10 protein-coding genes are annotated in these 10,313 nt (G+C 74.2%); 2 read left to right on the top strand and 8 right to left on the bottom strand.

The features are described 5' to 3' along the window. Positions 1-24: 24 nt before the first annotated feature. From ACIPSC_RS28155 to ACIPSC_RS28145, 3 genes are all read right to left on the bottom strand, one after another. Positions 25-825, bottom strand: a complete 801-nt coding sequence (locus tag ACIPSC_RS28155) for an aminotransferase class IV (protein ID WP_400829107.1) — start codon at positions 823-825, stop codon at positions 25-27. Continuing rightward, entirely contained in the window at positions 818-1,807 is a 990-nt protein-coding gene (locus ACIPSC_RS28150; protein WP_400829105.1) for a GNAT family N-acetyltransferase, read from the bottom strand. The genes ACIPSC_RS28155 and ACIPSC_RS28150 overlap by 8 nt, the downstream gene beginning before the upstream one ends. 88 nt (positions 1,808-1,895) lie before the next feature. Beyond that, the gene (locus ACIPSC_RS28145) at positions 1,896-3,020 is read right to left on the bottom strand and encodes a DMT family transporter (RefSeq protein ID WP_400829103.1); all 1,125 of its coding nucleotides are present in this window, start codon (positions 3,018-3,020) and stop codon (positions 1,896-1,898) included. 161 nt (positions 3,021-3,181) lie between these two features. On the opposite strand from ACIPSC_RS28145, the gene ACIPSC_RS28140 reads away from it, so the two are divergent. Continuing rightward, positions 3,182-4,063 carry a LysR substrate-binding domain-containing protein gene (locus ACIPSC_RS28140; protein WP_400829101.1) on the top strand — a complete coding sequence of 294 codons (882 nt, stop codon included), beginning with the start codon at positions 3,182-3,184 and terminating at the stop codon, positions 4,061-4,063. A gap of 135 nt (positions 4,064-4,198) precedes the next feature. Further along, positions 4,199-4,519, top strand: coding sequence for a hypothetical protein (locus tag ACIPSC_RS28135; protein WP_400829099.1), 321 nt, complete (start codon positions 4,199-4,201; stop codon positions 4,517-4,519). 131 nt (positions 4,520-4,650) lie between these two features. Here ACIPSC_RS28135 and ACIPSC_RS28130 read toward each other — a convergent pair whose 3' ends face one another. The 5 genes from ACIPSC_RS28130 to ACIPSC_RS28110 form a co-directional block, all read right to left on the bottom strand. Then, positions 4,651-5,532: a geranyl diphosphate 2-C-methyltransferase gene (locus tag ACIPSC_RS28130; protein ID WP_400829097.1), complete on the bottom strand. Its 882-nt coding sequence runs from the start codon at positions 5,530-5,532 to the stop codon at positions 4,651-4,653. A 15-nt stretch (positions 5,533-5,547) separates the two neighbouring features. Beyond that, positions 5,548-6,750 carry a family 2 encapsulin nanocompartment cargo protein terpene cyclase gene (locus tag ACIPSC_RS28125; RefSeq protein WP_400829330.1) on the bottom strand — a complete coding sequence of 401 codons (1,203 nt, stop codon included), beginning with the start codon at positions 6,748-6,750 and terminating at the stop codon, positions 5,548-5,550. 324 nt (positions 6,751-7,074) lie between these two features. Continuing rightward, positions 7,075-8,469 carry an MFS transporter gene (locus tag ACIPSC_RS28120; protein WP_400829095.1) on the bottom strand — a complete coding sequence of 465 codons (1,395 nt, stop codon included), beginning with the start codon at positions 8,467-8,469 and terminating at the stop codon, positions 7,075-7,077. Next, positions 8,466-9,269, bottom strand: a complete 804-nt coding sequence (locus tag ACIPSC_RS28115) for a glycerophosphodiester phosphodiesterase (RefSeq protein ID WP_400829093.1) — start codon at positions 9,267-9,269, stop codon at positions 8,466-8,468. Before ACIPSC_RS28115 ends, ACIPSC_RS28120 begins: the two co-directional genes overlap by 4 nt. Before the next feature lie 203 nt (positions 9,270-9,472). Continuing rightward, a complete protein-coding gene (locus ACIPSC_RS28110; RefSeq protein ID WP_400829091.1) occupies positions 9,473-10,306 on the bottom strand; it encodes a PIG-L family deacetylase in 834 nt (277 codons plus the stop codon). Between the last annotated feature and the right edge of the window lie 7 nt (positions 10,307-10,313).

The raw sequence follows: 10,313 nt of genomic DNA, 5'->3' as shown, positions 1-10,313 counted from the left end.
GGGACCACCACGGACAGCCCCGGCTCAGACCGTCTCGGCCCCGATCCCCTCGTAAGCGGCGCGGAGCCCGGCCAGTCCGGGGTGGGCCGGGTCGAAGGCGGTGCCGTCGATCGCCGCGATCGGGCGGACGCCGACCCCCGCGTTGAGCGCGAAGGCCGCCGCGAAGCGGGCCGGGCCGCCGCCGGCGTCCACCCGCTCGCGCCGCTGCGGGCCGGGGTGGGCGTCGGCGAGCAGCGCGGCCGTGACGCCCGGGAGCGCGTCGCCCTCGGGCCAGACCACCTGCCCGTCCGTGTCGAGGAACCCGAGGTTCCAGGTGGCGCCCTCGGTGATCCGGCCGTCCGGTCCGGTGAGCAACACATCGTCGTAACCGTCGAGTTGGGCCAGTCGGCGGTGCCGGATCAGACCGAAGAGGCCGACGTGCTTCACCTCCGGCAGCTCCCGCCGGTACGCCGCGGTGCGGACCCGCAGCGGGCCCGGGGCCGTGGCCGGCGCAGGGCGGGTGGTGACCAGCAGCCGGGGTTCGGCCACGGCCCCCGGGCGCTCCAGGCCCAGTGCCGGGTCGAACACGGTGACCCGGACGATCACCGGCGCCCCGTCCGCCGGGAGCGCACCGCGGATCCGGTCCCGGACGGCCTCCCGGTCCAGCTCGGCGGCGAACACCGTCCGGCAGTCCCGCACCAGCCGGTCCAGGTGGAGCGTGAGGCCGCACACCCGGCCGGCCTCGGCCCGCAGGGTGGTGAAGTGCCCGTAGTTGAGCAGCCCCAGGGCGGCCAGCTGCGCCGCGCTCGCCGGAGCGCCGTCGATCTCGATCCCGGTCTCAGCCATCCTCCGAGTCTCCCAGCCGCCCGCCGACCGCGCCGACGCGGCGGTCGGCCGGGGTCGGGGCGGTGGCTGCCGGAGCGGTGGCTGCCGGAGCGGCCGCGGGGCCGCGGCCGGCGTCACGGGCCGACCGCTCGAAGTGCTCGATCTGGTGGGCCAGCCCCTCCGGCTCACCGATGTCCGCCCAGCGCTCGGCCTCCGCCCACCACTGCGGGCCGCGCACCAGCGGCAGGCCGGCCAGCGCGAGATGGAGCGCGAGCGTCGGACGGGCGTAGCCGTGCACCCAGCCACCGGCCTGCCGGTAGGCGGCCGTCTCGTCCAGCCGCAGCCAGCGGCCCTCGCGGCCGGCGGCGAGCAGCGGCACCCAGCCGTGCAGCCGGTCCGCGACCGCCAGCACCAGCCTGCCGCCCTCCTCCCGCACCCGGTAGGGCGGGAGTTGGGGCATCCGGGAGAGGCCGATCGCACGCTTCCAGGAGACCACCCAGAGCCCGCGCCGCAGGTAGTACCGGACGGCGTGCCGCCAGGTCCAGTGCGCCTCCAGCCGGTAGCCCGGCAGGCCTTCGGTGGTCGCCGCCCGGTAGACCTCGTCGAGGGCCGCGGCGGCCAGCCCGCGGCCGCGCACCGAGGGCCGGAGGTAGAGCGAGGAGACGGCCAACTGGCCCGGTCCCCTCGTCCAGTTGTCCACCGCGACGGTGCCGGCCGGCACCCCGTCCGGGGCGTCCGGGTCGAGCACCCAGTATCGGCGCCGGTACAGCTCACCGCCCGGCCACTCGCGGCCGCCCTCGCCGAGCCGCTCGCGCAACTCCCGCTCGGCCGACGGGCCGAGGGCCTCCGGGTCGACCTGCTCCGCCAACTCCCCCTCCGCCAGGGACGCGAGGTCCCAGCACGCGAACCGCCGCACCTCCCGCGCGTCCACCGCCCGCAACAGCTGCCCGCCCGCCAACTGCTCCTGCGCCCGTTCCACCGACGCATCCCACGACCTCACCACGGCACCAACGATAGCGAGCCGCGGACACCGAACGTGACTCGATCAGCACCGAACGTCAGCGCGAAGACGCGCACCGGGCTCACCCGGCTCAGGCGCGCCACCGGTCTCGTGCGCCGCACGCGCCCGCGCATCGCCGGTCCCGTGCCGGCCCGCCGCCCTTGGCCCTGTCCGGTCGATCTTGCCGGGCGCCCGACGCCGCGCGCTGATCCGACAAGATCGACCGGACAGGACCTGGCCGACCTCCTGGCGCGAACGCTGCCGCGCCGACCGACCCGCCCAACCGGCGCTGCGCGGGCCCGGCCGGGGGCCGGGTCAGGGCGACCGCGGCGATCACCGCGGCGCCGCCGAGCAGGGCGTTCCAGCCGACGGGCTCGCCGAGCAGCAGTGCCCCCAGGGCGGTCGACCAGAGCGGCGTCACATAGGTGACCGCGGCCGCGACCGCCGTCCCGGCGGTGCGGACCAGGTCGAGGTTGATGATGTAGGCCACCCCGGTGCCGAGGGCCCCGAGCACCAGCAGGGCGGCGGCCGGGCCGGTGCCGGGCCAGCCGGGAAGGCCTGCGGCGAGCGGCGCGACCACCGCCAACTCGGCGGCGCCGCAGACGATCTGCGCGGCCGAGAGGGCGGTGGCGGTGTACGGGCGGGCGGAGAGGTGACGGCGCAGGTAGGCGAAGCCGGCGCCGTAGCAGCAGGTGGCGGCCAGGCAGGCGAGGCCACCGCCGACCTCCCCCGAGCCGAACCCGCGCCAGACGCCCAGGACCGTCAGCACCCCGGCGAAACCGACGGCGAGCCCGGCCGGCCCGCGCGGCCCCGGCCGCCGCTCCCCGGGCACGGCGGCGACGGTGAAGAGCATGGTGAAGAGCGGGGTGGCCGCGTTCATCACCCCGGCGAGCACCGAGCCGACCCTGGTCTCGCCGTAGGAGAAGAGCGCGAACGGCACGGCGTTGAGCAGCACGGCGGCCACCGCCGAGTGCCCCCAGACGGCGAGGCCGCGCGGGGCGCGCTCGCGGCGCAGCGCGAGGATCGCCCAGAGCGCCGCCGCGCCGAGGAGGCAGCGCCAGCACGCCACCCAGACCGGCTGCACCCCCGCGTCCACCGCCACCTTGATCAGCGCGAAGCTCGCACCCCAGATCGCCGACAGCGCCACGAACCCCGGCCACCAGCGCCGACCCCCGGCCTGCCCGGCCGCACCCGCCGCACCGACCACCCCGACCACCCACCCTCTCCTCGATTCGCACCGGACACCTGTCCGGCCGGTCCTGCCGGGCGCAGCGCGCCGGGCGGGACCGGCCGGACAAGACCCCCGTGGACAGAGGGTGGCGCTGGGCCGGATCATGAGTCCAACAAGTGACGGACGTCGACACATGAGGAAGTCTCATGCCCGCGGAGGTCAATCTCGCCCAGCTCAGGGCCCTGATCGCGGTCGCCGACGCGGGCGGCTTCGGCGCGGCCGCCGCCGAGCTGGGGATCAGCCAGTCCGCCGTCTCCCACGCCGTGGCCGCGCTGGAGCGGACCCTCGGCGCGCCGGTGCTGCTCCGCAGCTCCCCGGCCCGGCCGACCCCGCTGGGCGAGCAGATCCTGCCGCACGCCCGGACGGCGGTCGCCTCGGCCGCCGCCGTGAGCGCCATCGCCACCCGGCACTCGGGCGGCCTCACCGGAACCGTCCGGCTCGCCGCGCCGACCACCGTCTGCCAGGGCCTGCTGCCCGCCCTGCTGCACGACTGGCGGGCGGCCCACCCCCGGCTCACCGTCCGGGTCTTCGAGGGGGAGGACGACGAGCTGCCGGTCTGGCTGGAGGCCAGCACGGTGGACGCCGCCGTGCTGGTGGACGCCGACCCCGCGCCGCCGGGAGCGGTCGGGCTCGGCGCGGACTCGATGCACGCGTTGCTGCGCCGCGACCACCCGCTGGCCGGCGAGGCCACCGTCGACGTCGCCGATCTGGAGGACGACGACTTCCTGCTCTCCGAGGGCGGGTGCGAGCGCCACATCCGCGAGTCCTACCGGCGGGCCGGTGCCCGGTTCGCGCCGCGGCACCGGATCCGCGACCTGAACACCCTGATCGGCATGGTGCACGCGGGCGTCGGGGTCTCGGTGATGCCCGCACTGGCGCTGACCATGCTGCCGGCCGACTGCGTGCTCGTCCCGATCCGGCCCGCCGTGCACCGCACGCTCACCCTCACCGGCCCGGCGACCCGCCCGTGGTCCCCGGCCGTCACCGGGCTGCTGGCCGCCGTCCGGTGCCGGGACGGCGGCCGCTGACAGGCCGCTGCCAGGGCCGTGCCACCGCCCGGGGCGGCGCCGCCCCGGGCGGTGGCACCTTGCTGCCAGACAGCCATGTGCCACCGCGACACGGCGCCGTTCCGCCCACCGATCGGTCAGTCTGGTGCTGTGTACATGATTTGCGTCCGCGCCGAGACACGGGACGGCCCGCCGTCCGGCACCGCGGTGGAGGCGACCGCCGTCCGGGAGGGGTTGGAGCAGGCGCTCCGCGGCCCCGCCCGGCTCGGCCACGCCCGGATCCGGGTCACCGCCGAGGCGCTGGACGCCGTGGTCTTCATGACGGCCGGCTGCCTGCTGGAGGCCGAGGCGGCTCTCCGCACCGCCTGCGGCGAACTCACCGCCGACGGAGGCCTGTTGGCCGGCTGGCGGGTGCGGCGCTGCGAGGCCGAGTCCTGGCTGGCCCTGGGACTGCGCGAACTGCCCAGCCGCCGCTGACCGCCTCCCCGCACCGGCACCCCGGTCCTGCCCACCCCGGGCACGCCCGCGGCCCCGCCCCCGCCGACAGCGGGAACGGGGCCGGAGCGCAGTACCGGTTCAGGCCGGGCAGGGCCGGACCGGTCCGATCGTCAGACCCGGTCGGCCGCGATCAGCAGGTACTGGAACGAGCCGTCCTTGTACGAGGAGATGAACGCCTCCTCGATCCCGGTGACCAGCGAGGACGTGGCGCGCAGCTCCCAGTAGGGCAGGGTCGCGGGGGTCAGGTCGATGACGGCCTGGGGCACCAGGCGGTTGTCCGCCATCGCCCGGAAGTACTCGCGGCGCGAGTGGATGTTGCACTCGAAGTGCGCGTTGATCTGCGAGACCCACTTCGACGGCTGGCCGTAGATCGGGTTCCAGCAGCCCGTGATGGTCACGTACCGGCCGCCGACCGAGAGGATGCGGGAGTGCTCGGCGAAGAGGTCGTGCAGGTCGACGTACATGCTGGACTCGTTGTTCCACGAGCCCGACACCGAGCCGGTGGCGAACGGCATGTCGAGCATGTTGCAGACCCGGGAGCGCACCGAGTCCTCGATGCCGAGCTCCTTGGCGCGCCGGTTGCCGAACTCGGCCTGCTTGGCCGAGAGGGTGACGCCCTCGACCTTGCAGCCGAAGCGCTGGTGGGCCATCACCATGGAGCCGCCGCGGCCGCAGCCGGCGTCGACGAGCGTGGCGCCGGGCGTGACGGCGCCCAGGTTGTCGAGGAGCACGTCGGTCTGGGCGGACTCCAGCCGGTGCAGCTCGGTGATGACCTTCTTCTCGCGCTCGCTGTCGTCCGGCTCGCCCAGCGAGGCGTGGTCGACGTCCCCGATGCCGTAGTGGTGGTGGTAGAGGCCGTCGACGTCGCCCAGGCGCAGGTTCACGGGCCGGGCCTCATGGTCCCAGTAGCGGGCGATGTCGCCCTGGTAGGGCGTTGCCGGGCCCGGGATGGGCGCGGTGCCGTTCGCAGTGGTGATGTCGGTCATGGACATTGATGAGCTCCTTGGTTACCAGAAATCAGGCAGGCTGTAGCGATACGTGTTGGTCTGGTGCCAGTGGTGGTTTCCGTCCACCCACACGGCCACGCCGCGCAGGAACCGCACCACGGTCGGGGCCGGGCAGGCTGCGGCCAGGGCGGCCGCCTCGGCCTCGAACGTGCGCATGAGGTCGTTGTGGACCTCGACCGCCTTGAGGTAGGCGTCGCGTTCACCGACGCCCTCGCGGTCGGCGATCACCACGGGCAGGTTGAGGTGCCGGCCGGGGCTGGCGAGCTCCTTGGTGTACGAGTACAGGTCGTTGACGATGGTGGTGGCGTTGGAGGCCAGCGCGATGACGCGTTGCATCGCGGGCTGGGCGTGCAGGTCGGCGGGCAGCTCGTAGCCGCCCACGGTGTCCGTGATGGTCGGGCAGGGGCGGAAGTTGTTGAACTGGCGCATCGCCAGGTACTCCCACACCGTCGGTACGTGGTCCGTCTCGGCCCAGGCGGCCTCGCAGAGGTAGCCCAGGTGCAGGCGGGCCATGTCGTGCCGGAACCGGTCCGACTGGGCGGGGGTCGCCGCGCGGTTGAAGTAGTCCATCGCGGAGCGGTAGGCCCGCCGCGGCGCGTCCAGTGCGAGCGACTGCTCCCAGTCCGGCCCGTACTCCGCCGTGGTGTGCAGCGGGTCGAGGGCGGTGTGGGCCATCAGCAGCCGCCCGCCGAGGCCCACCGGCGAGCCCCCGTGGTCCTCGCAGTAGCAGTCGTCGACCACGTTCTCGGCGGCCATCAGGCGGGCGGCGACCATCAGGTGGTCGACGCCGGGGGCGTCGGGGTGGCAGACCACCATATAGCGGCCCAGCGAGAAGCCGTCGAACTGGTCCTCCCACTCCGGCGGGTAGAGCTGGACCTCGTCGATCGCCCATTCCTTGATCCGGCGGCCGACCTCCGCCACCCGCCCGGGGTCGGGCTCGGGCACCGGGTGGAAGTACAGGCCGGGAATGGGGTCGCCGGGCTGCGGCCCCGCCGGGGGCGGCGCCGGCTCCGCCGCGCGCGGGGCCAGGTTCAGACTCGCCGTACCGAGGCCGCTGGGACCACTGAGGATCCGGTCCAGGGCCGTCCCGCTCATGACCGCACCACCGCTGCCTCCGCACGGCCTGGGTGCGGAGGTTGCGGCGCCTGCGGTGTCTCCGGTCTGGTGACCACGGGCATGGAAGGGCCTTCCTCTGAGAAGGATTGCGGGTCATGACGGGTCGTCTGTCCTCGTCCCGGGACAGGGAGTTCCGCAGGCGGCCCCGTCTCGCTTGCCCAACGGTAGGCGTGGCTGAGCGGACTGGGCCGCTCCGCAGCACGCTCTGCACCCGATAGGGTGAACGTTCACGCTTGGCGCGTTTGAACGTCCGCATTCCGTGATCGGTTTCGCGCCGCGTGTCGGCTTGCAGGTCGTCCGCACACGGCGAAGCCCCGCCCGTCCGGGGGGAGGACGAGCGGGGCTTCGGTGCGAGTGGAGCGGGGGCCGGTGCGGGTGCGGCCGGTCGGTGGGGTCGGCGGGGCCGGCCCGTCACAGCCTCTCGGGGACGGGGTTGCCCACGGCCTCGATGGCGCGCCGGACGGGGACCTTCGCCAGCGCGGCGAAGCCGATCACGAAGAACACCAGCAGGGAGATGATCGCCGAGCGGTAGCTGCCGGTGACCTGGTACGCCAGGCCGAAGACGAGCGGGCCCATCCAGCTGGTGCCGCGGTCGCTGACCTTGTAGAGGCTGAAGTACTCGGCCTCCCGGCCGGCCGGGATGAGGTGCGAGAACAGCGAGCGGGAGAGCGCCTGGCTGCCGCCGAGGACCAGGCCGATCATGCAGGCCAGGGCGAAGAACCAGGCGGGCTGGTGGGCCGGCATGAAGTAGCCGAGGGCGAGGGTGACCACCCAGCCGACCAGGGAGCCGAGGACGGTCCGCTTGGCGCCGTAGCGGCGGGCGATCCGGCCGAGGAGCAGCGCGCCGCCGATCGCCACGATCTGGACCAGGAGAACGGCCGCGACCAGCGAGGTCTGGTCCATGCCGAGCTCCTCGCTGCCGTAGAGCGAGGCCTGGGAGACGACGGTCTGGATGCCGTCGTTGTAGCAGAGGAAGGCGCCCAGGTAGAGCAGCGTGAGCGGGTGCTCGCGCATGCTGCGCAGGGTGCGGGCCAGTTCGCGCAGGCTGCCGGCGGTGGGCCGGTCGGACGCCTCCGTGGCCGCGGGGCCGGGGGCCGCCCCGGCCCGGGAGGGCAGCCGCAGCATCGGGACGATCGTGAACAGCGCCCACCAGAGGCCGGCCGAGGCGAGGCAGATCCGCACGGCGGTGCCGGAGGACAGGCCGAGCGCGTCGTGCCCTTCGAACAGCGCCAGGTTGGCGATCAGCAGCAGTCCGCCGCCGGCGTAGCCGTAGGCCCAGCCCTTGGAGGAGACGGCGTCACGCTCGTCGGGGGAGGCCAGGGCCGGGAGGTAGGCGTAGGAGAGCGCGACCGACACCGCGTACGCGATGTTGGCGACCACCAGCAGCGCGCCGCCCAGCATGTAGCGGTCACCGCCGAGGAAGAACATCCCCATCGTGGCGATCGCGCCGACGTACGCGAAGCCGCACATCAGTTCCTTGTGCCGGCCGGTGCGGTCGGCGACGGTGCCGGTGAACAGCATCGCCGCGACGGATATCAGCACGGAGAAGGAGACCGTGTAGGGGAAGAACGAGCCGGCGCGGATCGAGAGGCCGAGCGGGTGCACGTCGCCGGACGCGTCGGCGGCGTTCTTGGCGATCGAGGTCAGGTACGGCCCGAGGAACACCGTCAGGACGGTGGCCGAGAAGGCGGCGTTGGCCCAGTCGTTGATGTACCAGCCGAACTGCATCCGGCGCAGGGTCCGACCGTCGGTGGCGGTCGCCAGGGCGTCCGGCAAGGGGTCCGTCTGAGGGGCCGCGGTGCTCATGTGGTTCCTATCGCGGTGCTGGAGCCGGTGCTGCCGTCGGTCCAGCAGCCGTTCTCGCCGAGGACGTCCCGCAGGACGTCGATGCGATCGGCCATGATGCCATCCACACCCAGGTCGAGGAGAGCCCGGATCCGTGTGGCATCGTCCACAGTCCAGACGTGCACCTGCAGGCCGAGGCGGTGGGCGGCGCGGACGAAGGCCCGGTCGACGACGCGCATCCCGAGGTGCCGCTCCGGCACCTGCGCGCACACCCCGGCGAACGGCGCCCGGCGCGCCCGCAGCAGCGGCCCGGCCAGCGAGAGCAGCCGCAGCCGGGCCACCTCGCGCGGGCCGAGCGAGGTGGCCAGCCGGGGGCCGGCGGCGGCCCGGACGGCGGCGAGGCGGCTGTCGGAGAAGCCGCCGACGCAGACCCGGTCCCAGGCGTCGGTCCGGCGGATCGCCTCGACCAGCGGCCCGACGGCCGGCGCCGCCTTGACGTCGATGTTGAAGCGGGCCCCGGGGAACGCGCCGAGCAGGTCCTCCAGCAGCGGTACCGGCTCGGTGCCGCCGATCCGGGCCTGCCTGACCGTCTCCCAGGGCAGCTCGGCCACCGCCCCGGTGCGGTCGGTGACCCGGTCGAGGCGCGAGTCGTGGAAGGCCACCAGCACGCCGTCGACGGTGGCGTGCACGTCCGTCTCCAGGTAGCGGTACCCGAGGGCGACGGCGGCCTCGAAGGCGGCGAGCGAGTTCTCGGGGTGGCCGAGGTCCCCTCCCCGGTGGGCGAAGGCCAGCGGCCCGGGGTGGTCGAGGAAGGGGTGCATGTCGTGCTCCGAGGTGCTGGGGGGAGGGCCCGGCGGGCCCGTGAGGCCAGGCGGCGCTGCCCGCTCCGACGGCGGCTCGGATCGTGCGCGTTACAGTATGACGCACCCTGTCAAGCAGTAACGCTGACGCCCGGCTGCGGCCGGACGCGCTGCGGCCGGACCCGGCAATCCCGGTCCGGCCGAGCGCCCCGAGCGCGCCGGGATCAGCGCAGCCCGGCGAAGAGGTCGTTCTCGGGCAACGGCACGCCGGTGGCGTCCTGGACCCGCACGAAGGTCTCCACACCCATCAGCTCGGTGAACCGCTCCTTGCCCATCTTCAGGAAGAAGATGTTCTCCCCCTGGCTGGCGTGCGCGGCCAGGGCGTCGAACTTCCGGCCCCCGAACTCGGTGGTGTCCACCCAGGTGGTGATCTCCTCGTCGGGGAGCCCGATCTCCGGCATCGCAGGCGCCTCCGACGGATCCGGCTCCTCCCAGTCCGCACCGAACTCGCGCATGACCTCACCCATCCGCTTCATCGCCGAGTGCGGCGCCGTCGTCCAGTAGACCTTCGGCGTCATCCCGGTCAGCTCCAGTGCCGCCGTCGTGATGCGGTTCGCCTGGATGTGGTCCGGGTGCCCGTAGAAGCCGTTCTCGTCGTAGGTCACCACCACGTCGGGCCGGTAGCGCCGCATGAGCTCGGCGAGGCGGGCGGCGCCCTCCTCCACCGGGGTGCGCCAGAACGACCCGGGCGCGTCGTTCGTCGCCCAGCCCATCATTCCGGAGTCGGCGTACTCCAGCAGCTCCAGGTGACTCACCTTCAGCACTTCACAGCTGGCCTCGAGTTCCCGGCGGCGCATCGCGGCCACCGCCAGCGGGTCGTGCCCGGGATCGCCCGGCTTGGCGCCGCCCGGCCCGTCACCGCAACTGCCGTCGGTGCAGGTGACGAGGACCGTCCGGATGCCCTCCGCCGCGTACCGCGCGAGGACACCCCCGGTCCCGGTGGCCTCGTCGTCGGGGTGGGCGTGCACTGCCATCAGCGTCAAGGGCCGGTCGGCCATGAAGATC

Origin of the sequence: Kitasatospora sp. NPDC090091, assembly GCF_044747365.1 — a bacterium.
In the GTDB taxonomy this organism is placed as follows: Bacteria; Actinomycetota; Actinomycetes; order Streptomycetales; family Streptomycetaceae; genus Kitasatospora.
The sequence above is the reverse complement of the archived record's forward strand: the minus strand, read 5'-3'. Positions and strand labels throughout refer to the sequence as shown.

Bases quoted from the DNA above. Each gene is read 5' to 3' on its own strand.
- ACIPSC_RS28135 (WP_400829099.1), top strand. From the start codon at position 4,199: ATGATTTGCGTCCGCGCCGAGACACGGGACGGCCCGCCGTCCGGCACC.
- ACIPSC_RS28140 (WP_400829101.1), top strand. From the start codon at position 3,182: ATGCCCGCGGAGGTCAATCTCGCCCAGCTCAGGGCCCTGATCGCGGTC.
- ACIPSC_RS28120 (WP_400829095.1), bottom strand. From the start codon at position 8,469: ATGAGCACCGCGGCCCCTCAGACGGACCCCTTGCCGGACGCCCTGGCG.
- ACIPSC_RS28115 (WP_400829093.1), bottom strand. From the start codon at position 9,269: ATGCACCCCTTCCTCGACCACCCCGGGCCGCTGGCCTTCGCCCACCGG.
- ACIPSC_RS28110 (WP_400829091.1), bottom strand. From the start codon at position 10,306: ATGGCCGACCGGCCCTTGACGCTGATGGCAGTGCACGCCCACCCCGAC.
- ACIPSC_RS28130 (WP_400829097.1), bottom strand. From the start codon at position 5,532: ATGTCCATGACCGACATCACCACTGCGAACGGCACCGCGCCCATCCCG.
- ACIPSC_RS28155 (WP_400829107.1), bottom strand. From the start codon at position 825: ATGGCTGAGACCGGGATCGAGATCGACGGCGCTCCGGCGAGCGCGGCG.